The sequence below is a fragment of the Erythrobacter sp. JB1-15 genome (assembly GCF_057365035.1).
In genome coordinates this window covers 2,219,607-2,246,121 of the sequence record NZ_CP200295.1, presented here as the reverse complement: position 1 = coordinate 2,246,121, position 26,515 = coordinate 2,219,607, and the positions used below count along the sequence as shown (strand labels likewise).

Genomic DNA, 26,515 nt, shown 5'->3' with positions numbered 1-26,515 from the left:
CCGGATGACGGCTTTGTTTGACCGTCTATGCGCGCTTTATGAAAAAGGGCACGCAAAAGATGTTGCCGGCCTGCTCACTGATGCGGATCTTGCCGATGGCCGCGATACGCCCGCCGCCGTATTGATTGCGGTGGTCGACCGGGAAGAGCCCACAATCGTGCTGACCCAGCGGCCCACAAACATGCGCGATCACCCCGGCCAGGTCGCCTTTCCCGGCGGCAAGATTGATCCGGGCGAAGATGCGGTTGAGGCGGCCCTGCGCGAGGCGGAAGAGGAACTTTCCCTGCCCCGCTCGGCCGTGAGCGTGATCGGTACGAGCGACCTTTATCACACCGGCACAGGGTTTCTTATCACGCCCGTTCTCGCCGTTATCCCCCCCGACTTGCCGTTCACTCCCAATCCGCAAGAAGTCGAAGCCTGGTTCGAAGTGCCTGCTGCAACCCTGCTCGACCCCGCCGTTTGGACACAGCGCAGCACCATGTGGAAAGGCAAGCCGCGCCGTTATCTCGATATGGATTATGCAGGCTTTCGCATCTGGGGCGTAACCGCCGCGATCTGCGCCAATTTATCGCAGCGCATTGCGGTGGACCAGCTGCGCTCTTAAAAGGGGCAAGGTTATGTCCGCTTTCCCGCCTTCTGCAACATCGCATCATCTGCCTGCCGCGCCGTGGACGAAGCGCGCGGATCTGGCGGTGTTGCGCGCCGCTTTGGGCGCTGAGAATATGCGCTGGGTCGGCGGCGCGGTGCGCGACACGTTGTTAGAACTGCCCGTCAACGATATCGATTGCGCAACCACGCATTGGCCCGACACGGTGATCGATCTGTGCGGCAAAGCTGGCATCCGAACCGTTCCCACAGGCATTGACCATGGCACTGTCACCGCCGTTTTCGATGACGGCACGGTCGAGATAACGACTTTGCGCCGCGATGTCGCGACCGATGGGCGGCGCGCCACCATCGCGTTTGCGACCGAATGGCGCGATGATGCGGCGCGGCGCGATTTTACAATCAATGCGCTGTTTGCTCACCCGGAAACGCTTGAGGTGTCCGATTATTTCGGCGGGCTGGACGATTTGAAAGCGCGCCGCGTGCGCTTTATCGGAGAGGCGCGGGACCGGATTGCCGAAGATCACTTGCGCATCCTGCGTTATTACCGGTTTCAAGCGCGCTTTGGTTCAGCTCTCGATGACGCAGCCGAAGACGCATGCGCGGATATGGCAAGCACGATGAAAGGGCTGAGCCGCGAACGGGTATGCGATGAATTGCTCCGCCTTCTTGCACTGCCCGATCCGCACGCCACAATAGAACGGATGCACAAGCGCGGCGTTTTGCAAGTGATCCTGCCCGAAGTGTGCAAGGCTTTTATCGCGAGCCTTCGCAAGCTGATCGCGGCTGAGGCGGCGCAGGGGTTTGCGTCCGATCCGCTGCGGCGCCTTGCCAGCCTGCTGCCGACCTCGCCCGATATTGCTGAAAGCGTCGCAGCGCGGCTGCGCCTATCCAAAGCGCAGCGTGCGCGGCTCGTCAGCGCGGTCAGCCGAACGGGCGAAGATGCCGCCAATCCGAAAGCTCTGGCGTATGAGGTCTCGCCCGCTTTTGCGGTGGACAGGCTGCTATTGCTGAACGCCGATGCGCGTGTGCTGTCCGGATGGGAACCGCCCACCTTCCCTTTGAAAGGCGGAGAAATCGTCGCACGCGGGGTCGCCAAAGGGCCAGAGGTTGCGCGCATTCTGCAAACGGTTCAGCGCCGCTGGATCGCGGAGGGCTTTCCCGACGCACAGCGAGTTCAGGCGCTGTTGGACGCAGAACTTGGCGGTTGACCATTAGCGCTCAATAGAGCGCTTCACCGAAGCTGCGCCTCGCATTACCGATTTCTGCCCTGAACAGGCCCACAAATTTGGAACGATCCGCGTGTACGCGCCATTCCTTATTATGCGCCCTGTCCCGCCGAACCCGCGATCGCTTTGCGGCAAATGGTGATCAGTGCGCTGACATGCCCGGCTGGGCTAACACACCGAATGGAGAAATTTGACCATGAAATTCGCTAAATCCCTCACCGCTGCCCTCTTGATTGCAGGCGCCCCGTTCGCCGCGAGCGCGCAGGATGCAGGCACAGTGGTTTATGGCAATGACGATGCGCCTGTGGGCACGATTGAAAGCAATGTTGATGGCATCGTAACGCTGGACACCGGCAGTTATAAAGTGCCGCTGCCCGCCGATCTGCTTGCCGAGCGCGAAATTGGCTGGACTGCCAATACGACCAAGGCGGATCTGGACGCGATGATGGCCGCTGAAGAGGCGGAAAAGGCAGCCAAGCTTGATGCCGCGCTGGTCAAAGGCGCTGCGGTTATGAGCGCCGATCAAAAGCCTGCCGGAACGATCCATCTGATCGATAACGAAGCCGATCAGATCGTTCTGATGCGCGAGGATGGCATCATCACCTTGAAACGCGAATTTTTCATGCTGGATGCCGCCGATACGCTGGTGGTGCGCGTGAATGAAGCGCAAATCGCCGAGAATGTTACCGAAGTGCCCGAAGGCGCTGTGATTGAAACCGCCAGCATGGCAGCAGGCGGCGAAACGGGCAGCTAAACCCCGTTTCAGTGAGCAAACAAGGCCCGCAAGGAAGAGGCTGTTGCCTCTGCTTGCGGGCTTTTTGCTGTCCGTTTTCGGCGTTAAAAGCGGTTGTCCTTGGGAAAGCCCTGCGGCGGCATGCGCCCGGCCGCCCCGCGCGCGACTTTCCATTGCCAGATATCGTTTTCAGTGCGGGTGCGCTCGCCAGATCCGCCCATCTGCCAGCTTAGACCCTCTGCCAGCGTAAACGTCGTCGCATCGGACAATCCGCCATCGCGGTATCGTTGCAGCATCACACCCTGCCCGCGCGCCAACACTTGCATTTCCTCAAGATTGAAGACGATCAACTTGCGATTATCGCCAACAGCGGCGACGTGATCGTGTTCCTTGGCGATTTCGCGGATGACTTGCAGCCGGGCTGTGCCTTTGAGGTTCACCACCTGCTTGCCCTTTTTGGTCTCCGCAACCAGTTCGCCAGTCTCGGCGACAAAACCTTTGCCGTTGGAGGAAGCGAGCAATAGCCGCCCGCCTTCTTTGTGCACCAACATCTTGGCGATGCTGGTATCGGCTTCCAGATCAATCATCGTGCGCACCGGCTCACCAAAGCCGCGCGCGCCGGGCAATTTGTCGCATCCCAACGTGTAGAACCGCCCATTGGCCGCCGCGATCAGCAGTTTATCGGTCGTTTGCGCATGGACGATGTCAAACAGCGCATCGCCCTCTTTATATTTGAATTCCTGCGCAAGATCGACGTGGCCTTTTGCCGCTCTGATCCAGCCCTTTTGCGACAGGATCACCGTGATCGGCTCTTTTTCGATCATCGCATCCATCGAAAATTCAACCGTAGGCGCGGCTTCCTCGATCAGAGTGCGGCGCGCGCCCAGCGCAGTGTCCTCGGCATATTCCTTGCGAAGCGCGGCCATATCTTTCTTCAACCGGGTGCGCTGGCGCTGCGGGCTGTCCAAGAGTTTTTGCAAAGCTTCCTGCTCTTCCAACAGCGCGGTTTTCTCATCGCGCAGCTTCATTTCCTCAAGCTTGCGAAGCGAGCGCAGCCGCGTGTCGAGGATCGCTTCGGCCTGCCTGTCAGTCAGCTCAAATTCGGCGATCATCACCTTTTTGGGGTGATCTTCGTACCGGATAATCTCGATCACGCGGTCAAGATTGAGGAAAGCGATGATATAGCCTTCGACCAGTTCCAACCGCCGTGCGATCTGATCGAGCCGGTGCTGAGTGCGCCGCTGCAAGATGTCGATCTGCGCCGCGATCCAGTGGGTCAGCAGCTCCTTGATCCCCATCACCATCGGCGTGCGGGTTGCATCCAATACGTTGAGGTTCAGCCCAAAACGCGTTTCCATATCGGTGAGCTTGAAAATGCTCTCTTTCAGCAATTCCGGGTCCACATTGCGGCTGCGCGGGACCAGCACGATGCGGATGCTTTCGTCGCTTTCATCGCGCACATCTTCGAGGATCGGCAGTTTCTTGTCCGCAATCGCCTGCGCGATCTGTTCAATCAGCTTACCCTTGGCCACCTGATAGGGGATTTCGGAAATGACGAGCTGCCATTGCCCCCCTCCCAGCCGCTCAATCCCGGCGGTAACATCCTCAGCCTTGTCAGCCTCTGGCGCATGGAACCTTCCGCGCAAACGGAACGATCCGCGCCCGGTGGCATAGGCCTGCGAAATAATCTCCGCGCTGTCGACCACTTGACCGCCAGTGGCAAAATCGGGGCCTTTGAAGACGCCCATCAGCTCTTCATGGGTCACGTCCTTGTTGAACAGGACAAGTTCGGCCGCATCGAGCACTTCGGCGACATTGTGCGACGGGATATTGGTCGCCATGCCCACCGCAATTCCGCTTGCCCCATTGGCGAGCAGATTGGGGAACAGGCCCGGCATGATGTCGGGTTCTTGTTCCTCGCCATTATAGGTCGGGATAAAATCAACCGTGCCCGCATCCAAGCCGTCCATCAGCTGCATCGCGGTTTTGGTCAGACGGCATTCGGTATAGCGGTACGCAGCGGCGTTATCGCCATCGACATTGCCGAAATTGCCTTGGCCCTCAACGAGCGGGTATCTCAGCGAGAAATCCTGCGCGAGCCGCACCATCGCATCATAGGCTGCCGTGTCGCCATGCGGGTGGTACTTACCGATAACCTCACCCACTACGCGGGCGGATTTCTTGAACGTGCTGGTGGGCGTCAGGCCCAATTGCCGCATCGTCCAAAGCAAGCGCCGGTGAACCGGTTTCAACCCATCGCGCAAATCGGGCAGCGACCGCGCTGTGATCGTGGAAAGCGCATAGACGAGATACCGCTCTTCCAGCGCTGCATCGAACGGCGCATCGGTTATGAGGTCAAATTCGTCCTTGGGGGAATCGTCAGGTGTCGTCGGTTCATCCATCCCACCCGCTTAGCAAGCGGCGCGCGCGCGGGGGAGAGGCGTTTCCACAGGGTTTGCAATTCCTAATCGCGGCCGCACCCATCGGCACAGGCGCGCATGACGTTAAGGCGGCCTGCGACCGGTCAGGCTGCGTCCTTGAATGCTTGGCTTGCCTCTTGCCAGTTTTCAAAGCCCCAGACCGATGGGTCTTCGATACTTATGATGCACCGATCTTTGCCCTCACGGTCTATCCGCTGCGGTTTGCCGCAAATAGGCGTGTCAGTCTTGATGCAGCGAACGGCCATGATCCGGACATACCGGGCCTGATTGTCTTGCGGCAAAGTGACAGCCAGCGTGTCATCAGACAATCGAACCAGCAGCCCATCGGCAAAGACATGGAGGATATGCATCAGATCGGCCAATAAAGACCGGTCAAAATGCCCTTCCCAACTCCACATAGCCGTTACAGCCTGCTGCAATGACCACGGCGCTTTATACGCACGCTGCGATGTCAACGCATCAAAAACATCGCAAACCGCACCAAGCCGCGCTGCGAAGGATATCTCTTCTCCCGAAAGGCCGATTGGATATCCCGTGCCGTCCATCTTTTCGTGGTGATGCAAGCTCACATCCAAAGCCGCGTGCGGCATTTGCGGTGCTTCCTTGAGCAGATCATACCCGTAAGCGGGGTGTTTCCTGACCTCTTCAAACTCTTCGCCAGTCAGTTTTCCGGACTTGTTCAGGATCGCATCAGGGATGGCGACTTTACCGACATCATGCAGCAACCCGGCCATGCCCAGATCGCGAACTTCATCGCTCGACTTTCCCTGCCGTTTGCCGATGGAAATCATCAAAGCGCACACTGCGACTGAATGCAGATATGTGTAATCATCCAGAGTTTTCAGCCGTGTTACCGTAAGCAAAGCGGCAGCATCCTGATCAACTTCTGCAACGATATCCTCAACCACGCGGTCCACCACTTTGCCGTCCATCCGCCAACCGAACCGCAAATCGGAAAACACACTTTTTATCGCATCCTTGGAACGCGACGCCACTTCGCTGGCGCGGCGGTGAGCAGCGCGTTCTTTCGCGGCCATTGGCGATAGACGAAAGCCGCCTTTACGTTTGAGCGCGCGCTGGGCAGCCGGAATTGGCGGGGTGTCGTATATTCGTTCAAGAACAGGGGGAGCATCGTCAGGCTGGCTCTGGCTCTGGCTCTGGCTCTGGCTGTCATCAACCAGAACATACGGCACTTTTGAACGCATCAGCTTTTGCAGATCCGCATCTGCGACGATATGAAATTTGCTGCGGAAGAAGGGATGATCAAACCATGTGCCGCCGAAACCAACGACAAACATGCCTTTTGTGACATCCTCAGGGGCGATTTTGCGCAGCATATTCTAAGCGGATTTGGCATCCAGAACAGTTATTGATCCCGATATGTTATTCCAAAACCGTCCTAGAATTGCGTTTTATGCATCTACGTAGGAACCCTGTGATTTCGGAACGCCGCCATTCACTTTTTGGTATCGGTACGCAAAGCTGCGACGTCTTCGCGCAGCGCTTTCAGCTCCAGAATGATCTCCTCACGCTCAGAATGCGCTTCCTCGCCCGTCGCCTCGGCCATGGCGTTGACGATCACACCGATAAACAGATTGAGCACGATGAAGCTGGTGAGCAGGATAAACGGCACAAAGAATGCCCAGGCATAGGGGTATACTTCCATGACGGGCCGCACGATGCCCATCGACCAGCTTTCCAATGTCATGATCTGGAACAGCGAATAGAGCGATAATCCCAGATCACCGAACCATTCGGGAAACGCTTCGCCAAACAGCTTTGTCGCCATCACCGCGCTGATGTAAAACAGCAATCCCAGCATGACGACGACGGTGCCGATGCTGGGGATCGCGCTGAACAAGCCAACAATCACTTTGCGCATGCTCGGCACGACCGAAACCAGCCGCAAAGCGCGTAAGATACGGAGCGCGCGCAAGACCGAGAATTGATCGCCTGCGGGCAGCAGGGCTGCGCTGACGATAGTCAAGTCAAAGACATTCCAGCCATTTTTGAAAAACCGCCAGCCATAAGCGAACAGTTTGAGCGCCAGCTCAACGATAAAAATACCCAGAGCCAGCCGATCCAGTTGAGCTATGACACCGCCCGCCTGCGCCATAATGGTAGAGGAGGTTTCAAGACCCAGCCCGATCGCATTGATGACGATGACAGCAATGATGAAGTGCTCAAACCGCTTGGATTCCACCAGAGCGCGCACACGGTTGCGCACGGCTGACAAAGGGCCTGTTGCAGGCGGCATAGGGGTTTCACCAGAGGCAGTCATCACCGCGACCCATGGCGACGAATGGCCGCGTTATCAATAACCAAGCAGCTTGTGGTGGGGGGCGAAAGAACGGATCAGACTTGCGCTTGCCTCAATTGTGGCGTAAATATGGCGATATTAGGGCTGAAATAAGGCAGGAGAGGATGGGCATGTCTAAATCTTGGATGTTGATCGCGGGAACCGCTTTGACGCTAACCGCATGCAGCGGCGCGGAAAGCGAAATGGCCCGCAGCGCGGATATGATGGCGATGGAAGCGCCTGACATGGCTGCCGCTGATGCAATCGCCGAGGAAGCGGGCAGCGCCCCTGCCGATGGCGCAGACATCCCCGTCAGCGAGCCGCAGATCGCCTATACCTACCGTCTTGGCTTCGACCTTCCATTGGGCAGCATCAGGCAGGTTCAGCAAACGCATGTCTCCATGTGCGAGGAATTGGGCAACAGAGGCTGCCGCGTTATCTCGATGGATCAGGCGCGTGATAGCGATGAATATTCAAGCGGCCGCCTCCACATTGCCGTGGCCGCAGACAAAGCCGCCGATTTTGCCAAAAGACTGGAAACCACATCAGGCGAAGCGGATGGCGAACTGACATCATCCTCGCGCACGGGCGAAGATCTGTCGAAACAGATTGTCGATACCGAGGCCCGCCTGCGATCGCGCGAATTGCTGCGCGAACGGCTTACCGAAATCCTCGCCTCTCGAAGCGGCAGCGTTGGCGAATTGGTCGAGGCCGAACGCGCCGTTGCGCAAGTCAATCAGGAAATCGATCAGGCGAAAAGCTGGCTGGAAACCATGCGCACGCGCGTTGCGTTCAGTGAAATGACAATCCGCTATGAAGCGGGCGAGGTCAGCGCGGTTTCGGGCAGCTTTGGTGAGCCAATTGAGGCAGCGTGGAATTCGCTGGGCACCATCCTTGGCGGGACAATTGCCTTTATCATGATGGCCGCGACCGCTTTGTTGCCGATCACCTTGCTGGTGCTGGCTCTGCGCTGGCTGCTCCACCGCTTTGGCTATCGCTTGCGGTTCTGGAAGAACAATCTGCGCGAAACCTCTAAAACAGAGGCTTAGGCTAAACCGCTAGCCCATTCCTCGCGCATCGCGGGCTTCGCCGGGCACGTGCACGGTGAGCCCGTCGAGCGCGTCAGATATGTCTATCTGGCAGGAAAGCCGGCTGGTCCGCCGCGCTCCTGAAGCAAAATCGAGCATGTCCTCTTCTTCCTCGCTTGCCTCGGTGAGCTTGTCGAACCATTCGCCCGCGATAATCACGTGGCAGGTCGAGCATGCCATCTGACCCTCGCATGTCCCCTCAAGCGGCAGACCTGCCGCCTGACCCACACGCAGCAAATTGTCGCCCGCCTCGCATCGCGCCTCAACCGGATTGCCGCGCGGGTCGATAAAGGTGACGCTTAGCCCCATTGCTCTTGCTCCTTTGCGGCATTGTTGATCGCCTTGGCTGCAGCTTCGATATCGTCCATCGCCGTGTAACGGCCAAATCCCAGCCGGATCGAAGATTTAGCCTCTTCGTCGCTCAGCCCAATAGCCTTTAGAACATGGCTGGGCCGCCCTGATCCGCTCGCACACGCACTGCCAGCCGAAAACATGACAGTGCGACATTCCGACATAAGCCTTGCGACATCAACACCTTGTTTGCGAATGTTGAGATTGCCATGCCAGCGTGCATCCTCGCTCCCGTTCAGTGCCCATTCGCCGAACATATCGCGCGCGCGGTTCCACAGGGCCTGAGTGTGCGCGGCGTCTTCATCCATGCGCTCTTTCGCCAAAGCCGCCGCCGCGCCCATTCCGGCGATCAGCGCGGGTGACAATGTTCCCGACCTCAGGCCATGCTCCTGCCCGCCGCCGGTCTGCACTTCGTCCAGCGAAACACCCTCGCGCACCCACAACGCGCCCACCCCTTTGGGGCCGTGAAATTTGTGCGCCGAAATCGCGATCATATCGGCGTGAGTGACAGTGATCCTGCCATAGGCTTGCACGCCGTCCACCAGCATCAAAGCGCCCATCTCGCGCGCTTTTGCTCTCCAGTCGAGGATCGGCTGCACAGTGCCGATTTCATTGTTGACCTGCATAACCGCGATAAGGCCGACGCTGCCCGGAATATCCTGCGAGGCATCGCAAATCCCTGCCGCATCCACGTCCAGAATATGCCTTTGCCCGGCTGCATCGGCGGTATCGCCAACGGCTGAATGTTCGATGGCGGAATGCGCCACCACGCCTCTGGAGGAGCAACCGCGAATGGCGAGGTTAAGCGCTTCTGTCGCGCCGCTGGTGAAGATGACGCGCCCGCCGGGGGGAAACAGCGCGGCAACCTTATCGCGCGCCGCCTCAATCGCAGCGGCTGCCTGACGGCCCAGCTTGTGCGGCGAATGCGGATTGCCAAAACCAGTGCCATCCGGCCCATCGAGCCAGCGCAGCATAGCATCGCGCGCTTCAGGCGCGAGCGGGGTTGTGGCTTGGTAATCGAGGTAGATCATTGCCCCTCATCCTCTAACCGCTCGTGCTGAGCTTGTCGAAGCACCGTTCTTCCTTTTTTAAGCAGACGTTTGAAGTGAAGGACGATCCTTCGACAAGCTCAGGATGAGCGCCCTTCGACAAGCTCAGGATGAGCAGGTTTCCTTACGAGAGCGATTTCCACGCCTCGGCGAATTGCTCAAGATCATTCGGCGTGGTTGACCAGCCAATGCTCACCCGGATTGTGCGTGCGGCGACATCATCAGGCACACCGAAAGCATCAAGCACCCGGCTTTTCTTGAGTGTTCCTGAGGAGCATGCACTTCCCGCTGAAACAGCAAAGCCCATGGCATCAAGACGGATCAGAAGCGCTTGGGCGGACATCTCGGGGTGAGCAAGGGCGTAGATATAATCGCATTGCTTGCCAAAAGCTTGGACACCCTCGCCCATAGCGGCGGCAAACGAGGTTCGATCCGCAGGGCTACTCGCCCAATCGCCGGCCTCTAATGCGGCTGCCATTCCCATAGTCGCCGGCGCATTTTCGGTTCCTTGGCGATAGCCGCGTTCGTGCCCGCCCATGGGTTCTAGCATATTGAAGTCGCGCACCAGCAGCGCGCCAATACCAATAGGGCCGCCAAATTTGTGCGCGGACACAACCAGCATATCCGCATCTGGCAGAGAGATTTTGCCCGCTGACTGCGCGCAATCGGACAGAACCAATGCGCCGCTTTCACGCACGGTTTTGGCCATCTCGCTAACGGGATTGATTGTCCCGGTCTCTGAGTTAACGTGCTGAACGGCCAGCACGCTGCTTTCGGCAAACACGCTATTATCGCTGACAATCTCAGCATCAGGCGCCGCGCGAAACACCGCGTCATGCTCAACCGCGCTCACAATCCGGCGGTCCGCTTTCGCACGGTTGAGTGCAATCCAAAGCGCCTCACTCGCCCCGCTGGTAAAGATCAGCTCGCCATTCCAGCCAAGCGACCGCTTTATCCGCTCGCGTGCATCTTCGAGTGCCTTTTTCGCCTTGCGCCCCTCTGCATGCGGCGAGGACGGGTTGGCCCACAAGGCAAAGCCCTCCTCCATCGCGGCGCGCGCTTCGGGGCGCAGGGGCGAGGTCGCGGCGTGGTCGAGATAGATGCGGGGTTTGGACACTTATTGCGAACGATTCTTAAAAAATTGCAGAATGAAACCTATCGCGCTATAGGCCCCATCGTCCAATGTGTCAGCCGACATATCGCATTCCTCATAACAAGGTTTTTTCATGCCATCCGTCATTTTTCCCGGCCCCGAAGGCCGTCTTGAAGGTCGTTTCTCCCCTCCCCGCGCCCGCGCGCGCCTGTCGCGATGATCTTGCACCCGCACCCTGAAGGCGGCGGCACAATGAACGACCGGATCGTCCAGCGGATGTATAAGACGTTTGTGGACCGCGGCTTTGCCGTTTTGCGCTTCAACTTTCGCGGCGTGGGCCGCAGCCAGGGGTCGTTTGACAGCGGCGTGGGCGAATTGTCGGATGCAGCATCCGCGCTCGATTGGGTGCAGTCGATCCATCCCGAGGCGCAGACGACATGGGTGGCAGGCTATTCATTCGGAGCGCTCATTGGCATGCAATTGTTGATGCGCCGTCCTGAGGTGCGCGGGTTTATATCGGTCGCGCCGCCTGCAAATATGTATGATTTTTCCTTCCTTGCCCCCTGCCCCGCCAGCGGGATTTTCGTGCAAGGTGCAGCAGACACTGTGGTCCAGCCGAGCGCTGTGCAAAAGCTTGTGGAGAAGCTGCGGACACAAAAGCACATCACGATCCATCACGACGAAATCCCGCGCGCAAACCATTTCTTTGAAAATGAAATGGAAGACATGATGGCAAGCGTGGACAATTACCTCGATTTCAGGCTGTCGCCGGATTGTCCGATTAAGTGAGTGTGAAACTCACTTAATCTATTTTTGTGTTTCGCTCGCCCATCCGGGCGAGCATCCTCGGTGCTGTTTCAAACCCGGGCTTCGTCCGGGTTTGAGCACCTGCGGTCGCGCAGTCGCGCTCTGGCTCGCCTACGGCTCGCAATCACCGCCCGTTGGACCTGTTGTCCCCTGACGCTCTATGCCAGTCATTGGCTTGGTCGCGGAGCACGGCGGCGCAGCCGCCGCAAGGGCGACCGCCCGTCGCGGCTTATGCCGCGTAGCCAAGCGGGCCGGATGGCCCGCGCCCGGCGCTTGAGGGACTCAAGCAAACAAACGCCCAGATGGGGTGCGCAACACAAAAACCAGTCCCGATCAGCAACTCGAAACTATTTGCAAAACAATCATTTGAGGGGTTAGCTTACCAATAGTGAGCCTGAGTTATCAGCGCCCCTAACCGCTCTTAACTCAACCACGGCGCACGTGATGAGAGAGGAGTACCACCCAATGAACTATGCAAAACAAGCAAGCAGGCCCAGCCCCGCCGCCATGCTGGGCGCGATCGGTGTGCCTGCCGCATTTGGCGCGGTTTTGATTGCCGGACTGGCAGTGACAGTCGTGATAACCAAGCCGATTGCCAACCCCACAGGCGTGATCGTCACGCCCGAAGTGATCGAGACACCCCCTCCGCCCGCACCAACCCCGAAACCGGTTGAAACGCAAACCAGCGAAGCGCGGCCAATCGAAAACACACACATTACCGCGCCAGATGCGCCAATTGTGCTTGGCCCGACCAGCCCTGTAACCGGGTTTCCCGATTTGGACGGTCCGCTTATCGGCTCTGCCGGCCCATCCGGCCCGATTGATCTCGGGATCGAAGGCCCTACCGCGCCGCCGCCTCCCACATTCGATCCGGTCAAAGCCAGCCCGCGCGGCAATCCGGGATCGTGGGTCACGACGAATGATTACCGTTCAAGCTGGATCCGCCGGGGTTATTCTGGCCGCGCGAGTTTCACTCTGGAAATCAGCGCGTCTGGCCGGGTCAGCGATTGCACAATCACTCGGTCAACCGGGCACACCGCTCTGGATGAGGCGACGTGCAAACACCTGACCAGCCGAGGGCGGTTTACCCCTGCCAAAGACAGCAGCGGTGCAAATGTTGCAGGCACCTATTCAAGCGCAATCAATTGGGAATTGCCCTGAACTGACACGAATGGGCCGCGTGCAAAAGGCGCGCGGCCCATCCCGCTTCCGCTATTCCTCTTCCAGCGCCTGCGCCTGATCGAGCGGTCTTTCGCCATCCGCGCTCGGCAATGTCCAGATTAACACATTCGCCACCGCAACCGCTGAAAGCAGCACCATCAGCAAAGGCTGTTTCGCCTCACCCGTGCGCCGCCACAGGAAAAACGCCCCCACCAAAAGCGCAATCGCGGCAAGCATGACGATGGAAAGCACCAGATCTGCCATGTGATTAAAGCCTCTTTTTACAAAACTACCGAGCAAGCAGCATCATTACGCTGGCCCAACTGCGTGTGTTCCGATACGGTTTTTCGGGTCTAATACAAAGGAGGATAATATGGGGATTTTCAGTTCAATCAAAAGCGCAATTTGGGGCGATGACGAGGAAGAGGCGAAAGCCGCACCTGCTGCAGCTCCGGCCGCAGATGCCGCGCCGCAGCGCGCTGCAATTGACCAAGTTGATGTGGTCGCACGCGTCGGCTCGATCCCGGGAGCAGATGATCTTAACTGGAAAACCTCGATTGTCGATCTGATGAAACTGCTGCGGCTTGATCCCAGCTATGCCAATCGCAAGGAATTGGCTCAGGAAATGGGCAATGCCGATTATTCTGGATCGGCAGAAGACAATATCGCGCTGCACCGGTCCGTTATGAAAGCTCTGGCCGATGCAGGCGGGATTGTGCCGCCCGAACTCAAGGACTGATTGAACTGAGACCATGGGCGAGGTAAACATTGCGGCCATGGATAAATCAGACACGAACATCACGCGCCGCCAGACCCTTTCAGGGCTTGGCGGCGCTTCTGCTTTGGCACTGGGCGCTGGCACCATCGGGGGTTGCGCGCCAACTGGTTCGCGCGCCCTCTCAGCGTCGCCGGCGGTATTTTCCGACCCAGATCAGGTGCTTGAGGATATCGGTTACCGCATGCTCGCCCATGAACCGGCGCGCGCAACCGGGCTTGGCGTGGATACGGGCGAATATGCCGAATGGCGCGGGACTTTTGGCACGCCGGGGGCATTGGGCCGCGACGACTATAAAGCGACATTGAAAGAATTGCGCGAAGGCGCGCGCACCTATCCCAAGGACGGCCTCACCGCCGATCAGGCAACCAGTTTTCAGGTGGTGGAAAGCGCCTTTACCACGGCGCTGGAAGGCATGGAGCTGCCCTATGGCGATGTGGCCGTGGGCAGTTGGCGCAATGCACCTTACGTGGTGATCCAGAATGTCGGCGCTTACATCGACTTGCCGCGTTTCATGTCCTCATCCCAGCCTGTGGCAAGCGAGGAGGACATCTATTTCTACCTCAATCGCTTGTCGCAAATCCCATTGGTGCTCGACGGAGAGACCGAGCGGATGAAGGCGGCCCGCGCTTATGGCGTTATCCCGCCCGATTTCCTGCTCGATAAGGCCATCACCCAAATGCAATCGAGCATTGCCGATGCAGCCAAAGGGGGCATTCTGGCCGGCAGCCTGACCAGCCAGATTACATCGAAATTTGGCGAGGAAGCTTTGGGCGAAAAAGGCGAATACGCTTTTGGCATTGTGTCAGGCGATGTCGCACCCGCACTCCAGCGCCAATTGGAAGAACTGCAAACACAGCGCGCATTGGCCAAGTCCGATGCTGGCATCTGGGCGCAGCCCAATGGCGATGAATGGTATGCCTGGGCCAATCGCGCATCGACAACGACGGCGCTTTCGCCCGATGAAATTCACGAGCAGGGCCTTGATGAACTGGCCGAGTTGCATGGCCGGATGGAGCCTATCCTGCAAGAAATCGGCTACACCAAAGGCACGGTGGGCGAACGCATGCAGGCCCTGTCGCAAGACCCGCGCTATCAGTTTGCTCCGGGAGATAAAGGCCGCGCTGAAATCATGGCGTTCATTGGCGATCAGGTGGATTACATTAAAGCGCAAATGCCGCGCGCCTTTACGCAGCTGGTCGATCCCCCGTTCGAAGTGCGCCGTATTCCGCAATCCGAAGAATTGGGCGCACCTGCGGCCTATGGCGGCGGCGGCAGCAAGGATGGATCGATACCGGGACGCTTCTGGATCAATCTGCGCGACACTGATCTGCACCGCAAATATGATCTGCCCGATCTCACTTTCCATGAAGCCATTCCCGGCCATGTATGGGAAGCGGCCTATTCCAACCGCTTGCCGCTGATCCGGTCCATCCTCGCCTTTAACGCCTTCAGCGAAGGTTGGGCGCTGTATGGGGAGCAATTGGCCGATGAACTGGGCGCGTATGACGAATTCAAAGTTGGCCGGCTGGGCTATCTGCAAGCGCTCGCTTTTCGCGCCTGCCGCTTGGTGGTGGATACGGGCCTGCATCACAAACGCTGGACTCGGACACAGGCGCGGCGGTTCTTTGTTGAACGCAATGGCTCAAAGGAACAGGAGGTTGCCTCCGAAGTCGATCGGTATTGCAGCTGGCCGGGCCAGGCCTGCGGATACAAGATCGGCCATTCGCAAATCGTATCACAACGCGCCCGCGCCGAAGCGGAATTGGGCGATGCCTATGATTTCAAGGCATTCAACACAGCGGTAATTCTGGGCGGCAATTCCCCGCTCGATGTGGTCGACAAAACCGTCAGCCGTTATATTGCGGGGGCCCGGGGCTAGATTCTCTCGCTCCGAGCTTTCAGAAACAGGCACATCCTTTCATGGAAACATTCGGCGAAGAACTCGAAACAATGCGCCGCGTGCCTTTGGCCAAAGCGCATGTTGAGGCGATCCGCGATATCGGGCGCGAGGTCACTTACCAGCAGGGCGATATTGTTGCCGATATTGGCGATCCAATGGACACCTTTGTCTATGTCGTCGAAGGCGAGCTTGAAGTTGTCAATCCGCACACGGATGAACGGCTGATGGAATCCTCGCTCGGTCCGACCCAGTTCATGGGCGAGATCGGGTTCTTGAACCGGGCAACAAACTATCTCAAAATGCGCGCAGCAAAGCGGACAAGCGCGATTGAGGCGCCGCGCGGCGCCATGCTTGATCTGATGGCGCGCGTACCCGAGCTATCCGATCACTTGATTTCGGTGTTTGCCGCAAGACGGCGCAAGCAGTTCGAAATGCGCAACAGCGCTGTTAAAGTCATCGGGGCGGACCGCGATCCGGCGGTGCAGGCGTGCGAACGATTTTTGTCGCGCAACCGGATACCCTTTCAAAGCTTTGATATGGGCGCGAGCGATGCCGAGACAATCAAGGTTTGCGAAATAACGCAGCATAAACCTTCGGTGATCCTCGGCATTGACCAACAGCTTGATGACCCGACCCCGCGCAAAGTTGCCCGCTATCTTGGCCTTGATCTGGACATTTGCGAAAACACCGATGTCGATCTTTTGATTGTGGGCAGCGGACCTGCAGGCGTTGCTGCCGCTGTTTATGCCGGGGCTGAAGGTATCGAGGCGCTGGTGGTTGAAGATATGGCCATTGGCGGACAGGCGGGCACGTCCAGCCGGATCGAAAACTATATGGGTTTTCCCACAGGGATCAGCGGCACTGACCTGACCTATCGCGGACAGATTCAAGCGCTGAAGTTTGGCACCCGGTTTGTCATGCCGCGCCGCGTTGAAAAGCTGGAGCGTCGCGAGGATGGATCGTATTGCGCGACGCTTGATGAAGGCGACCGGGGACGCGACATCATCTGCGCACGCGCCGTTCTGGTGAGCACGGGCGTCCAATATAGCCGCTTGCCGCTGGACAATCTGCGCGAACTCGAAGGCGCAGGCATTTTCTACTCCGCCACCGAAATGGAAGCGCGCTTTTGCGCCAAGACCGAAGCGGTCGTGATCGGCGGCGGCAATTCAGCCGGGCAAGCTGCGATGTATCTATCGCGCAGCGCCGCTCATGTGCATTTGCTGGTGCGTTCGGGCTCGCTGGCGGCTTCCATGTCGAGCTATCTTTCCAGCCGTCTCGAAGCGGACCCGCGCATCACCATTCATTATCACACGCAGGTAACCGCGCTGCATGGGAGTGATTGGCTGGAGAGTGTGACGCTGAAAACGAAAGACGGTGAACAGCAGCTTGCCACCACCGCCTTGTTCATCATGATCGGGGCCGCGCCCAACACCGATTGGCTGTCTGGCCTGGCCCGAACCGATGACAAAGGCTTTGTTTACACTGGCCACGATGCCGGGCGAAGCTCTCCTTTTGAAACCGGGACCGATGGCATATTTGCCGTCGGAGATGTGCGCGCAGGGTCTGTCAAACGGGTCGCCAGCGCGGTTGGCGAAGGGTCCGTCGTGGTCAGCACCATCTGGAGCTATCTCGATGCGATCAGTCAAAAGGATGATAGCCAAGCGTAGGGCTATTCAAATGCTTGAAAATCAATATCCTGCTACAGATTGAGCGCACAGATTCGCAATCGCTGCGCCAATGGGGCTAACAGGGTACTTTGCGATGACGACAAGATTGCTTTCGATATTTGTGTGTTTCAGCGCATTCCTGCTGATTACTTCCCCTGCCAAAGCCGCGTGGTACGAGGCATCAAGCGATAACTTTGTTGTCTATGCCGATGACAAGGAAAAGGATATCGCACGCTACGCTGAAAACCTTGAGCGGTTTCACAAAGCGATGGAAGTGCTGACCGGACGCCGCGTGGAAAAGCCCAGCCCGTCAAACAGGGTCGTCATTTTCGTCGTTGGCAGCGAACGCCAGTTGCAAAAAGTCGCAGGCAAAGGAAGCCGGAACATCGCCGGTTTTTACGTACCGCGCGCGGGCGCAAGCCGAGCGTTTGTCCAGAATATCCGCAACAAGAACGGCTATCCTGATTTCTCAACCATCGTGCTGATGCACGAATATGTGCACCACTTTTTGATCTCGTCCTCACGGTTTGAAATGCCCCGCTGGTTAAGCGAAGGAGCAGCGGAATTTTTCGCCGCTGCTTCATTTGAGAAAGATGGCGGCATTCTGATCGGGCGCGTCGCGCGCCACCGGGCAGGCGAACTCGCCTATGCCAAGGATGTAAGCGTGCGCGAATTGCTTGATCATGAGCTGTACGAAAAGCGTGCGGGCCGCCGTTACACCGCGTTTTATGGGCGCAGCTGGCTGCTTTATCACTATCTCACATTCAATCCCGAACGGCGCGGCCAATTGGCCGAATACGGCCGAGCGGTCTTTTCCGGCTCGTCTCCGCTCGATGCAGGCGAAGCGGTTTTTGGCGATCTTGACGCGCTGCAAAGGGAACTGGATGCCTATATGCGCGGACGCCGGTTCAATATGCTCACGCTGCCGCCAGAAGAGCTCCCGATTGGCGAGATCACGATACGCCGCCTGCCCGAAGGCGAAGCAAAGATGATGCCCCTGCGCATCCGCTCGCAGCGCGGAGTATCGCGCGAACAGGCGCTCGAACTGCTTCCCGATGTGCGCGAAATCGCGGCGAAATATTCAGGCGATGCAGGGGTTTACACGGCCCTTGCCGAAGCGGAGTTTGACGCGGGCAATAACGCCGAAGCCATCGCAGCGGCGGAACAGGCCATCGCTCTCGATCCATCGCGTGCCAATGCTTATGTTCAAAAAGGCTTCGCATTGTTTCGCCAGGCAAGTGAGCTGGACGGGGATGCGCGCGATGATGCTTATGATGCAGCGATGAAGCCGTTTTCCGCGCTGAACCAGATCGAGAACGACCATCCGCTGCCGCTCATCTATTACTATCGCAGCTTCGTCGCGCGCGGCATAACGCCGCCTGAAAACGCTCGTCATGCACTCGAACGCGCGGCGCAATTGGCCCCGTTTGACAAGAGCCTGTGGTTCAATGTGGCGATGATGCAGCTGAGCGAGGGCAAGATTGCGCTCGCAAGGCAATCCTTACAGCCTATTGCGTTTGACCCGCATGGGGGCAACCGGGCCGACAGGACGAAGGCGTTGATCGAAGGGCTAAAAGACGCACCCGAAGGAACGCCGGTCAATGCTTCGATGGCGGGAATAGCCGAGGCCGGAACAGATGCGGCCGAAGGGACGAACGATAACGATGACCCGGAAGGTAGCAGTGAAGCAAATGGATACGAAGACGCAGCAACCGAGCAAACGATAAGCGCGCACGCGCACCACTAACCCAGCTGATATCGCCCCTGTCAGCCGCGTATCATTCCGCTCACAATCGAGCCTAAAATGCCGCCCAGCGGATTGCTGCCGCCTCCGCCTGATGACGCAGCGCCCGCGCCGCCGGTTGCCGATTTCGCGAGATAGCCCGCCACCGCCATTGCAAGGATCGGCAGCATCTTTTTGAGCAGCCCTTCATCAAGGCCTGTCATCGCGGCGACTTCACCTGCGACCGAGCGGCTCACATCCTTGCTGCCAAAGATATTGCCAAGAATGTCATTGCCCGGCTGCGTAGGCGTTGGATCATTGCCCAGAACCGCATCGAGCAGCCCGCCGCCAAGCATACCGCCGAGCCCGCCTGCTGCACCGCCGCTGCCTGAGCCACCGCCAAGGATCGCGCCAGCCAAAGAGCCAAGCCCACCCAAAGGTTCGGGCGTGCTTGTCCCCCCGTTGCGCTGCGGCCCATCCCCGCAACGATCGCCGGCAGCAAAGCGCCCGCCGCCGTTTTCGCGGTGCCTTCATCAATTCCAAGTTCGCGCGCCATCGATGTGATTGCGCCCGATTGTTGCAGCATTTGAGCAAGGCTCATCGTCTATCCCCCTTGGTTTGTGGTCAGATTGGCGCGCCTGTCCCGCGTGTTCTGCGAAAGGCCAGGCGCACCATCTGCCTTATTTCTTGCCGAAAAAGCTCGACGCCATATCGGTAATGTCATTGAGCGGATTGCCATCGCCATCACGGTCCAGCATCCCCATAATCCCGGATAGCCCGCCTTCGCCATCGGCTTGCAATTTGCCAGCAATATCGCCCAGCGCATTTTCGCCGCCAAGCTGTTCCATGATGCCGCCCAAGGCGCCGGTATCAAGGCCGGTTTTTTCAGCGGCCAATTCAACCGTATCGCCTTCTTCGGCGTGCGAAGCGCCCAAAGCGGCAACCGCTTTTTCAGCCATGGCCGGATCAATGCCGACCTTTTCTGCAAGGCTGGCAACCGTATCGGGCGAGCCTGCGACCTGTTTCATTATTCCATCAAGAATGCTCATAGTTCTTCCTTCCCTTCGCGAATCTCTGCCGAGGTTGTGCGCTGCAATCGCGCAAAAGAAAAGGCCCCGCACCGCCTTGGTGCGAGGCCTTTACAAAGAGAAACCTGATTATCAGGCCGCCGCAGGTGCCGCCTGACGAACGCCTTCATCAACATGCGCTTCAAACTCAGCAAAGTTGTCGATGAACAATTGCACAAGCTTGGATGCAGCCGTGTCATATTCGCCTTTATCGGCCCATGTCCTACGCGGGTCGAGAATGGTCTGATCGATCCCCGCCTCAGCCAGAACGGGCACATGCACGGGCACATCAAATCCGAAATTGGGATCGCTGCGATATTCGACATTGTCGAGATTGCCATCCAGCGCCGCGTTCAGCAAAGCGCGGGTCGCCTTGATCGGCATCCGGTTGCCAACGCCGTATTTACCGCCGGTCCACCCGGTGTTGAGCAGCCAGCATTGGACCTGCCCCTTGGCGATGCGTTCTTTCAGCAGATTGCCGTATACGCTTGGGTGGCGCGGCATGAACGGCGCGCCAAAGCAGGTTGAGAAAGTCGCCTCAGGCTCGGTCACGCCGATTTCGGTGCCGGCCACTTTGGCGGTATATCCGGACAGGAAGTGATACATTGCCTGTTCGGGCGTAAGCCGCGCAATCGGAGGCAACACGCCAAAGGCATCGGCGGTCAGCATCACGACATTGGCCGGAACAGGGCCGAGGTTTTTCTCAGATGTGTTTGGGATGAAGTGGATCGGATAAGCGCCCCGCGTGTTCTCCGCGAGCGTGTTGTCGTCAAAGTCCAATTCGCGCGTTGACGGGTCCATCACGACATTTTCAAGCACGGTGCCAAACCGTTTGGTCGTGGCGTAAATCTCCGGCTCTGCCTCTTCAGACAGGCGGATCATCTTGGCGTAGCAGCCGCCTTCAAAGTTGAAGACCGCCGTGTCGGACCAGCCATGTTCATCATCGCCGATCAGCGTGCGGCTGGCATCAGCGGAAAGCGTGGTTTTGCCCGTGCCCGACAAGCCAAAGAACACAGCCGTCTTCTGGTCTGCGCCAATATTGGCAGAGCAATGCATCGGCATCACGCCTTTGGTCGGCAGCAGGTAATTGAGAATGCCAAAAACGCTTTTCTTCATTTCGCCGGCATATTTGGTGCCGCCGATCAGGATCAGCTTTTCGGTGAAGTTCACTGCAATCACCGTCTCGCTGCGTGTGCCGTGGCGATCGGGATCAGCGCGGAAGCTCGGCAAGTCGATGATCGTGTATTCGGGGTCAAACGTGCCCAATTCTTCCGCAGTGGGACGCACCAACAAAGTGCGGATAAACAGGTTGTGCCAGGCAAGCTCATTGATGACGCGCACATTGACGCGATGCTCTGGTTGCGATCCGCCGAACAGGTCCGCGACATACAAAGTGTCTTTTTTGGCAACCGCCGCCATGAAATCTTCTTTGAGCGCAGCAAAATGCTCGGGCGTCATTGACGCGTTGACTTTGCCCCACCACACAGTGTCCTCGGTCGTTTCATCGCGCACGATGAACTTGTCTTTCGCGCTGCGACCGGTGTGCGCGCCGGTTTGGACGACCAGTGCGCCGTCTTTTGACAAAGCGCCTTCGTCATTGGCGAGCGAAGCTTCAACCAGAGCAGCGGTCCCGAGATTGGGGTGAATATCAGCGGCGGCATTGATGCCTTGCGAAGCCAGCGATTGGGCGAGCGGTGTCAAACGTAATCTCCTTCATCGAACCCGTTTGCTGTGGATTGGAGAAATGCTCAGATCAAAGATCCGGGGGAAAGCATGGCCGCTGATTCGCTAATGGCTGGATTCCAATCCGGCCATTTGCATACTGACCCACCGCCGCAGCGTAAACCGCTCAAATGGGCTAGTGATACCCAATTGAGAGGAGTTGAATTGACGATACTGCATAGCGAGTTGCACTTGACGCCATTGCATACGCCCCACTTTGGGACATCGGCATGGGGCATCCGCTTGGGAGATCGCGTTCAGCCATCGTTGTCCGCCTTGGTCATACTGATCGCGAACAAACGCCAATTGTTTCGCCGAACGCTTGGCGCTAACCCGGTTCAACCGCCCCTGAATAAAGAGGCTTGGGAGCAAACATATGGCCACCACATCATCATCCCTGCCCGATGATCTTTCGAGCAATCCTGATTCGGACCAATCAACCGGCGCAAACCAACCCGCGATTGGTGATGCAAACGAAAGTGACGCGGCAAAAACCGATGAGCGGTTCGAGATCGCGTTGGTTGATGATGATCGCAATATTCTGACCACAGTTTCCATCGCGCTTCAGGCCGAAGGGTTTGTGACACGGTTGTATTCCGATGGGCAAGCAGCGTTGAAAGCGCTTATTGAAAACCCGCCTGATCTTGCTGTTTTTGATATCAAAATGCCTAAGATGGATGGCATGGAATTGTTGCAAAGGGTGCGCGAACACTCCGCCCTCCCGGTGATTTTCCTCACCAGCAAAGATGATGAAAGCGACGAGGAAGCAGGGCTGGAACTGGGCGCGGATGATTACATCGCAAAACCGTTCAGCCTGCGCCTGTTGACCGCACGGATCAGAGCGATCCTGCGCCGCGCAGATCCCGAACGCACATTTGGTAATGAACCCAGCGAAGCAGATGCGTCGCATCCCATTATCGCGCGCGGCCGGCTCTACATGGATCCTGCTCGGCATTATGCCGCGTGGAATGATCGTCCCGTCAGCCTGACGGTGACCGAATTTCTCATCCTCGAAGCTCTCGCTGCGCGGCCAGGCGTCATTAAAAGTCGCAACCAGTTGATGGACGCAGCCTATCCCGACGACATTTTCGTCGATGACCGAACAGTGGACAGCCACATCAAGCGGATGCGGCGCAAATTCCGCGTGGTTGATCCCGAATTCGGTGCAATCGATACATTGTATGGGGCCGGCTACAGTTTCACCGATGGCTGATACCTGTTCCTCAAACACTGCCGATGATCCGACGCCAGCGGTCCGGCCACCGGAGAAATTGACTACCACCGGCAGATTTGCGCTGACCGCGCGCATTCTGGTCGTCAATATCTTGCCGCTGGCAATTCTGGGCGGCGGCCTGTTCTACCTTGATGTCTATCGCAACCAGCTGATCGATGAACGGTTCAAACTGGCGCGGATCGAAGCGCAGATCACCGCCGAGGCCTTGGCCGGTGCCACTCTGGAGCGCCAAGAGGCGTTGCTGGTTCAGATCGGCAAAGAGCAAAGCCTGCGCCTTCGCATGTTCGATGCCGATGGTGCGATGATTGCGGACAGTTTTGCTCTCGATGAGCCCGCGTTTGAATTCAACGATATCACCGATGATGACTGGGATCAGCAATTAGCGCGCTGGCTTGATGACACTGTCAGCGCCATTGTCAGCGCTGAACCCGTGCCCGACTACATCGAACCTGAAGCCATGGAAGCCAATGCCTGGCCGGAACTCGCCCGCGCTCGTGAAGAGGGTTTGAGCCAGATTACATTGTATGACTGGCCCGATGGCAGCCCCGTCATCACCGCAGCGGCCCCTGTCGGATTGAACGGCGCGACTCTGCTGACAGTTCGCAATCCGGTCGATATCACAGAACGCGTGCGCTCAGCGCGCTCTGCGCTTGGCTTTGCTGTGATGCTGGTGCTGTTCGCTTCGGCCCTTTTGTCGCTGTTTCTGGCGCGCACCATAGTCACGCCTTTGCGCGCGTTGACCAAAGCCGCGATGCGCGTTCGCCAGGGACGCGAGCGCGAGGTTGAAGTGCCGCGCCTGCCCCAGCGCAGCGATGAAATCGGCCTTCTTGCCCGGGCATTCTCCGATATGACGGGCGCGCTGCGATTGCGGATTGATGCGGTCGACAGCTTTGCTGCGGATGTCGCACACGAAATCAAAAACCCGCTTGCCAGCCTTCGCAGCGCGATTGAATCGCTCCCCAGGGTGGACGATCCGAAACTGAGCGACGAACTGATTCAGATCGCCACGCATGATGTGCGCCGGATTGACAGGCTGGTCTCTGAAATCTCGGATGCCAGCCGGATCGATGCCGAAATGTCGCGCGCCACATTGGAGCGGATCGATATTGCCGACCTGGTCCGCGCAATCATCGGCAGCCGCGAAAACCGCGCGGAAAACGCAGGCCGCCCGATTGATCTGCAAGCGCGCGGTTTTGCCGCCTATGTGATGGGCGTTGGGGCGCGGCTTGAACGGGTCATCGAAAACCTGCTCGACAATGCGGTGTCGTTCTCTCCGCCCGGCGCACCGATTGATGTTGAGATCGACAATGATGGCGAATGGGTGGTCCTTAAAGTGTGCGATATCGGCCCCGGCATCCCCGAAGATGCGCGCGAAAAGGTGTTCCAGCGGTTCCACTCGCTCCGCCCGGAAGGCGAGGATTTCGGCAACCATTCCGGCCTCGGCCTTGCCATAGGACGCGCCATTGCCGAGGCGCATGACGGGTCGCTGAGCGCAGAAGCCCGCGCGGATGGCAAGACCGGAGCATGCCTCGTTCTGCGCCTGCCCGCTGCGCAATCGGGCTGATACCGCCATGACGGCAGAGACGATCTTTTCAGGCACTGCCGTTGCGATAGATGGCCGCGCCGTTTTGATCGAAGGCGAGCCGGGTTCGGGCAAATCCTCGCTGGCTTTGGCCTTGATAGAGGATGGCGCGGTCCTGATCGGGGATGACGGCGTGCGTTTGTCGCGCTCTCCCCAGGGACAAACCCTCGCCTCCCCGCCTCCCAATATCGCTGGCCTTCTTGAGATCCGCGGGGTTGGACTGGTCACGCTGCCAACCGCCGCCGGCGTGCCTGCCGCGCTGATCCTGCAGCTTGAAAGGTCGCCAGAGCCAAAGGGCGAACGGCTGCCCGAGGCGCTCACCGCCCGCACGCTGCTCGGCGCTCCCATTCCCGTGCTGCCTTTCACACCTGGCCCTTGGGCGCCTGCCGCAAGGGCTCGCTGGGCTTTGCGCATGCACGGCATCTGAGCTGGACATCTGATTGAACCGCTCACGCGATTGTGCCTTGCGCTATCGCGGTCAGGTCGTAGCATGCGGTATGGACCAGCCAACCACCCCTTCTGCTCCCAACATGGCAGGGCACGGCGCGGCGCAAGATCGCCAGCGGCTCCTGCTTGTCACCGGCCTTTCGGGAGCGGGCAAATCGACCGCGCTCGATGTGCTGGAGGATCTGGGCTGGGAGACGATCGACAATTTCCCAGTGCGCCTGCTCAAACGGCTTGTCGCAAAGCCTGAACAGCAGGCCAATCCGCAGCGCACCCCCATGGCCATCGGCTTCGATTCGCGCACCCGCGGCTTTGTCCCGGGCGACATCATCGCTCTGGTTAAGGACTTGACCGAGCGCGATGATCTGGCGGTCACTTTCATGTTCATCGATTGCGCCAGCGCTGAGCTGGAGCGGCGCTATAACGAGACCCGCCGCCGCCATCCCATGGCGCAGGGCCGCCCCGTGCATGACGGCATCGCCGCAGAGCGCGAGCTGCTCGAACCGCTGCGCCGCTGGGCCGATATCGTGGTCGATACGAGCGCGCTTGCCGTCAATGAGCTGCAACAGCAGGTTCGCAGCCAGTTTTCCGATGAGCAGGCAGGTGAAATGACGCTCACCGTCTCCAGCTTTGGCTTTGCGCGCGGGATGCCGCCGCTTGCTGATCTGGTTTTCGACATGCGTTTTCTCGACAATCCGCACTGGGTCGATGGCCTGCGCGAGCTGACCGGCAAGGATGCGCCCGTGGGCGAGCATATCGAGAGCGACCCCGCTTTTCACGCGGTTTTCAACCAGATCCGCGACCTGTTGACCGATCTCCTCCCCCGCTACGAAGCGCAAGGCAAAGCCTATGTCCACGTCGCTTTCGGGTGTACCGGAGGGAGACATCGCTCCGTCTTTACCGCTGAACGCATGGCCCAAGGCTTGCGCGATGCTGGCTTTTCGCCCACTGTCCGCCATCGCAATTTGCGCAGCCGCGCCGCTGACGAGATCGAACGCGACCGCCGCTGAACAGCAATTGCCAATACGAACAAAGCCACACGCTTTCGGGCGTGTCCTTGCAAGGTAGTAACGGGTTTCATTTCTCACATGATCGGTTTGATACTGGTAACGCATGGCCGCCTGGCTGAGCAATTCGTGCAAGCGATGGAGCATGTCGTTGGCCCGCAGGATGCGCTGGCGACGGTGTGCATCGGCCCCAATGACGATATGGAAGAGCGCCGCGCTGACATCGCGAATGCTATCGGCGATGTCGATGCAGGCAAAGGGGTCATTATCCTCACCGATCTGTTTGGCGGCACCCCGTCCAATCTGGCGATTTCGCTGCTCGATAAGGGCAAAGTCGAGGTAATCGCCGGGATCAACCTTCCCATGCTCATCCGACTTGCCGGCGCGCGCAAGGTCATGCCGGTCGCAGACGCGGTTGAAGCCGCGCAAACCGCCGGGCGCAACTACATCACCGTCGCCAGCGAGCTGCTGGCAAGCGACACGAGCTGCGAGCCCGAGCGCGCTGTTGGCGGCAAAGGCTGATCGCGGACAGGA

General features: G+C 58.5%; 24 protein-coding genes and 1 pseudogene. 15 read left to right on the top strand and 10 right to left on the bottom strand.

The window, feature by feature from the left end:
• Window positions 1-4 precede the first annotated feature (4 nt).
• From AC0V6L_RS10785 to AC0V6L_RS10775, 3 genes are all read left to right on the top strand, one after another.
• A complete protein-coding gene (locus AC0V6L_RS10785) occupies window positions 5-604 on the top strand; it encodes a CoA pyrophosphatase (RefSeq protein ID WP_486154270.1) in 600 nt (199 codons plus the stop codon).
• Between the two features lie 13 nt (window positions 605-617).
• Window positions 618-1,817, top strand: coding sequence for a CCA tRNA nucleotidyltransferase (locus tag AC0V6L_RS10780; protein WP_486154269.1), 1,200 nt, complete (start codon window positions 618-620; stop codon window positions 1,815-1,817).
• Between the two features lie 214 nt (window positions 1,818-2,031).
• Window positions 2,032-2,589 (top strand): hypothetical protein, encoded by a 558-nt coding sequence (locus AC0V6L_RS10775; RefSeq protein WP_486154268.1) that lies wholly within the window; start codon window positions 2,032-2,034, stop codon window positions 2,587-2,589.
• Between the two features lie 83 nt (window positions 2,590-2,672).
• Here AC0V6L_RS10775 and parC read toward each other — a convergent pair whose 3' ends face one another.
• From parC to AC0V6L_RS10760, 3 genes are all read right to left on the bottom strand, one after another.
• Window positions 2,673-4,970: a DNA topoisomerase IV subunit A gene (gene parC / locus AC0V6L_RS10770; RefSeq protein WP_486154267.1), complete on the bottom strand. Its 2,298-nt coding sequence runs from the start codon at window positions 4,968-4,970 to the stop codon at window positions 2,673-2,675.
• 122 nt (window positions 4,971-5,092) lie between these two features.
• Window positions 5,093-6,346 (bottom strand): HD-GYP domain-containing protein, encoded by a 1,254-nt coding sequence (locus tag AC0V6L_RS10765; RefSeq protein ID WP_486154266.1) that lies wholly within the window; start codon window positions 6,344-6,346, stop codon window positions 5,093-5,095.
• A gap of 119 nt (window positions 6,347-6,465) precedes the next feature.
• Complete coding sequence (locus AC0V6L_RS10760) at window positions 6,466-7,290, bottom strand: ion transporter (RefSeq protein WP_486154265.1); 825 nt, start codon at window positions 7,288-7,290, stop codon at window positions 6,466-6,468.
• A 149-nt stretch (window positions 7,291-7,439) separates the two neighbouring features.
• Between AC0V6L_RS10760 and AC0V6L_RS10755 the strand changes: the two genes are divergently transcribed.
• Window positions 7,440-8,357 (top strand): DUF4349 domain-containing protein, encoded by a 918-nt coding sequence (locus AC0V6L_RS10755; RefSeq protein WP_486154264.1) that lies wholly within the window; start codon window positions 7,440-7,442, stop codon window positions 8,355-8,357.
• Between the two features lie 9 nt (window positions 8,358-8,366).
• Here AC0V6L_RS10755 and AC0V6L_RS10750 read toward each other — a convergent pair whose 3' ends face one another.
• The 3 genes from AC0V6L_RS10750 to AC0V6L_RS10740 all read right to left on the bottom strand — a co-directional run bounded on the left by AC0V6L_RS10750 (window position 8,367) and on the right by AC0V6L_RS10740 (window position 10,913).
• Window positions 8,367-8,705 carry a 2Fe-2S iron-sulfur cluster-binding protein gene (locus tag AC0V6L_RS10750; RefSeq protein ID WP_486154263.1) on the bottom strand — a complete coding sequence of 113 codons (339 nt, stop codon included), beginning with the start codon at window positions 8,703-8,705 and terminating at the stop codon, window positions 8,367-8,369.
• On the bottom strand, window positions 8,696-9,778 hold the full coding sequence (locus tag AC0V6L_RS10745; RefSeq protein WP_486154262.1) for a cysteine desulfurase family protein: 1,083 nt from the start codon (window positions 9,776-9,778) through the stop codon (window positions 8,696-8,698). The genes AC0V6L_RS10750 and AC0V6L_RS10745 overlap by 10 nt, the downstream gene beginning before the upstream one ends.
• A gap of 142 nt (window positions 9,779-9,920) precedes the next feature.
• Window positions 9,921-10,913 carry a cysteine desulfurase family protein gene (locus AC0V6L_RS10740; RefSeq protein ID WP_486154261.1) on the bottom strand — a complete coding sequence of 331 codons (993 nt, stop codon included), beginning with the start codon at window positions 10,911-10,913 and terminating at the stop codon, window positions 9,921-9,923.
• Between the two features lie 109 nt (window positions 10,914-11,022).
• Here AC0V6L_RS10740 and AC0V6L_RS10735 point away from each other — a divergent pair.
• Window positions 11,023-11,678, top strand: a pseudogene (locus AC0V6L_RS10735) (alpha/beta hydrolase).
• Between the two features lie 483 nt (window positions 11,679-12,161).
• A complete protein-coding gene (locus AC0V6L_RS10730; protein WP_486154260.1) occupies window positions 12,162-12,857 on the top strand; it encodes a TonB family protein in 696 nt (231 codons plus the stop codon).
• Window positions 12,858-12,908: 51 nt separating this feature from the next.
• Here the strand turns inward: AC0V6L_RS10730 and AC0V6L_RS10725 are convergent, their stop codons facing one another.
• On the bottom strand, window positions 12,909-13,121 hold the full coding sequence (locus tag AC0V6L_RS10725; protein WP_486154259.1) for a hypothetical protein: 213 nt from the start codon (window positions 13,119-13,121) through the stop codon (window positions 12,909-12,911).
• Window positions 13,122-13,230: 109 nt separating this feature from the next.
• Here AC0V6L_RS10725 and AC0V6L_RS10720 point away from each other — a divergent pair, with 109 nt between their 5' ends.
• The 4 genes from AC0V6L_RS10720 (at window position 13,231) to AC0V6L_RS10705 (ending at window position 18,949) form a co-directional block, all read left to right on the top strand.
• Window positions 13,231-13,596 carry a DUF3597 domain-containing protein gene (locus AC0V6L_RS10720; RefSeq protein WP_486150610.1) on the top strand — a complete coding sequence of 122 codons (366 nt, stop codon included), beginning with the start codon at window positions 13,231-13,233 and terminating at the stop codon, window positions 13,594-13,596.
• Window positions 13,597-13,609: 13 nt separating this feature from the next.
• Window positions 13,610-15,514, top strand: a complete 1,905-nt coding sequence (locus tag AC0V6L_RS10715; protein WP_486154258.1) for a DUF885 domain-containing protein — start codon at window positions 13,610-13,612, stop codon at window positions 15,512-15,514.
• Between the two features lie 41 nt (window positions 15,515-15,555).
• A complete protein-coding gene (locus AC0V6L_RS10710; RefSeq protein WP_486154257.1) occupies window positions 15,556-17,202 on the top strand; it encodes an FAD-dependent oxidoreductase in 1,647 nt (548 codons plus the stop codon).
• 94 nt (window positions 17,203-17,296) lie between these two features.
• Window positions 17,297-18,949, top strand: a complete 1,653-nt coding sequence (locus AC0V6L_RS10705) for a DUF1570 domain-containing protein (RefSeq protein ID WP_486154256.1) — start codon at window positions 17,297-17,299, stop codon at window positions 18,947-18,949.
• A 20-nt stretch (window positions 18,950-18,969) separates the two neighbouring features.
• Here the strand turns inward: AC0V6L_RS10705 and AC0V6L_RS10700 are convergent, their stop codons facing one another.
• The 3 genes from AC0V6L_RS10700 to AC0V6L_RS10690 all read right to left on the bottom strand — a co-directional run bounded on the left by AC0V6L_RS10700 (window position 18,970) and on the right by AC0V6L_RS10690 (window position 21,693).
• Window positions 18,970-19,344, bottom strand: a complete 375-nt coding sequence (locus AC0V6L_RS10700) for a DUF937 domain-containing protein (protein WP_486154255.1) — start codon at window positions 19,342-19,344, stop codon at window positions 18,970-18,972.
• Between the two features lie 261 nt (window positions 19,345-19,605).
• Complete coding sequence (locus AC0V6L_RS10695) at window positions 19,606-19,974, bottom strand: hypothetical protein (RefSeq protein ID WP_486150600.1); 369 nt, start codon at window positions 19,972-19,974, stop codon at window positions 19,606-19,608.
• 111 nt (window positions 19,975-20,085) lie between these two features.
• Complete coding sequence (locus AC0V6L_RS10690) at window positions 20,086-21,693, bottom strand: phosphoenolpyruvate carboxykinase (protein ID WP_486154254.1); 1,608 nt, start codon at window positions 21,691-21,693, stop codon at window positions 20,086-20,088.
• Between the two features lie 397 nt (window positions 21,694-22,090).
• Here AC0V6L_RS10690 and AC0V6L_RS10685 point away from each other — a divergent pair, with 397 nt between their 5' ends.
• The 5 genes from AC0V6L_RS10685 to AC0V6L_RS10665 all read left to right on the top strand — a co-directional run bounded on the left by AC0V6L_RS10685 (window position 22,091) and on the right by AC0V6L_RS10665 (window position 26,503).
• Window positions 22,091-22,927 (top strand): response regulator transcription factor, encoded by an 837-nt coding sequence (locus AC0V6L_RS10685; protein ID WP_486154253.1) that lies wholly within the window; start codon window positions 22,091-22,093, stop codon window positions 22,925-22,927.
• Window positions 22,920-24,512 (top strand): sensor histidine kinase, encoded by a 1,593-nt coding sequence (locus AC0V6L_RS10680; RefSeq protein ID WP_486154252.1) that lies wholly within the window; start codon window positions 22,920-22,922, stop codon window positions 24,510-24,512. The genes AC0V6L_RS10685 and AC0V6L_RS10680 overlap by 8 nt, the downstream gene beginning before the upstream one ends.
• The gene (locus AC0V6L_RS10675) at window positions 24,457-24,957 is read left to right on the top strand and encodes an HPr kinase/phosphorylase (protein WP_486154251.1); all 501 of its coding nucleotides are present in this window, start codon (window positions 24,457-24,459) and stop codon (window positions 24,955-24,957) included. The genes AC0V6L_RS10680 and AC0V6L_RS10675 overlap by 56 nt, the downstream gene beginning before the upstream one ends.
• Before the next feature lie 70 nt (window positions 24,958-25,027).
• Window positions 25,028-25,984 carry an RNase adapter RapZ gene (gene rapZ, locus AC0V6L_RS10670; RefSeq protein ID WP_486154250.1) on the top strand — a complete coding sequence of 319 codons (957 nt, stop codon included), beginning with the start codon at window positions 25,028-25,030 and terminating at the stop codon, window positions 25,982-25,984.
• Window positions 25,985-26,062: 78 nt separating this feature from the next.
• Complete coding sequence (locus tag AC0V6L_RS10665; RefSeq protein ID WP_486150588.1) at window positions 26,063-26,503, top strand: PTS sugar transporter subunit IIA; 441 nt, start codon at window positions 26,063-26,065, stop codon at window positions 26,501-26,503.
• The last annotated feature ends 12 nt before the right edge of the window (window positions 26,504-26,515 follow it).

Excerpts from the sequence above, each read along its gene's own strand:
- AC0V6L_RS10785 (WP_486154270.1), top strand. The coding sequence starts at position 5 with ATGACGGCTTTGTTTGACCGTCTATGCGCGCTTTATGAAAAAGGGCAC.
- AC0V6L_RS10755 (WP_486154264.1), top strand. The coding sequence starts at position 7,440 with ATGTCTAAATCTTGGATGTTGATCGCGGGAACCGCTTTGACGCTAACC.
- AC0V6L_RS10720 (WP_486150610.1), top strand. The coding sequence starts at position 13,231 with ATGGGGATTTTCAGTTCAATCAAAAGCGCAATTTGGGGCGATGACGAG.
- rapZ (WP_486154250.1), top strand. The coding sequence starts at position 25,028 with ATGGACCAGCCAACCACCCCTTCTGCTCCCAACATGGCAGGGCACGGC.
- AC0V6L_RS10715 (WP_486154258.1), top strand. The coding sequence starts at position 13,610 with ATGGGCGAGGTAAACATTGCGGCCATGGATAAATCAGACACGAACATC.
- AC0V6L_RS10780 (WP_486154269.1), top strand. The coding sequence starts at position 618 with ATGTCCGCTTTCCCGCCTTCTGCAACATCGCATCATCTGCCTGCCGCG.
- AC0V6L_RS10680 (WP_486154252.1), top strand. The coding sequence starts at position 22,920 with ATGGCTGATACCTGTTCCTCAAACACTGCCGATGATCCGACGCCAGCG.
- AC0V6L_RS10695 (WP_486150600.1), bottom strand. The coding sequence starts at position 19,974 with ATGAGCATTCTTGATGGAATAATGAAACAGGTCGCAGGCTCGCCCGAT.
- parC (WP_486154267.1), bottom strand. The coding sequence starts at position 4,970 with ATGGATGAACCGACGACACCTGACGATTCCCCCAAGGACGAATTTGAC.
- AC0V6L_RS10725 (WP_486154259.1), bottom strand. The coding sequence starts at position 13,121 with ATGGCAGATCTGGTGCTTTCCATCGTCATGCTTGCCGCGATTGCGCTT.
- AC0V6L_RS10760 (WP_486154265.1), bottom strand. The coding sequence starts at position 7,290 with ATGACTGCCTCTGGTGAAACCCCTATGCCGCCTGCAACAGGCCCTTTG.
- AC0V6L_RS10765 (WP_486154266.1), bottom strand. The coding sequence starts at position 6,346 with ATGCTGCGCAAAATCGCCCCTGAGGATGTCACAAAAGGCATGTTTGTC.
- AC0V6L_RS10705 (WP_486154256.1), top strand. The coding sequence starts at position 17,297 with ATGACGACAAGATTGCTTTCGATATTTGTGTGTTTCAGCGCATTCCTG.
- AC0V6L_RS10665 (WP_486150588.1), top strand. The coding sequence starts at position 26,063 with ATGATCGGTTTGATACTGGTAACGCATGGCCGCCTGGCTGAGCAATTC.
- AC0V6L_RS10710 (WP_486154257.1), top strand. The coding sequence starts at position 15,556 with ATGGAAACATTCGGCGAAGAACTCGAAACAATGCGCCGCGTGCCTTTG.
- AC0V6L_RS10745 (WP_486154262.1), bottom strand. The coding sequence starts at position 9,778 with ATGATCTACCTCGATTACCAAGCCACAACCCCGCTCGCGCCTGAAGCG.
- AC0V6L_RS10685 (WP_486154253.1), top strand. The coding sequence starts at position 22,091 with ATGGCCACCACATCATCATCCCTGCCCGATGATCTTTCGAGCAATCCT.
- AC0V6L_RS10730 (WP_486154260.1), top strand. The coding sequence starts at position 12,162 with ATGAACTATGCAAAACAAGCAAGCAGGCCCAGCCCCGCCGCCATGCTG.
- AC0V6L_RS10775 (WP_486154268.1), top strand. The coding sequence starts at position 2,032 with ATGAAATTCGCTAAATCCCTCACCGCTGCCCTCTTGATTGCAGGCGCC.
- AC0V6L_RS10675 (WP_486154251.1), top strand. The coding sequence starts at position 24,457 with ATGGCAAGACCGGAGCATGCCTCGTTCTGCGCCTGCCCGCTGCGCAAT.
- AC0V6L_RS10750 (WP_486154263.1), bottom strand. The coding sequence starts at position 8,705 with ATGGGGCTAAGCGTCACCTTTATCGACCCGCGCGGCAATCCGGTTGAG.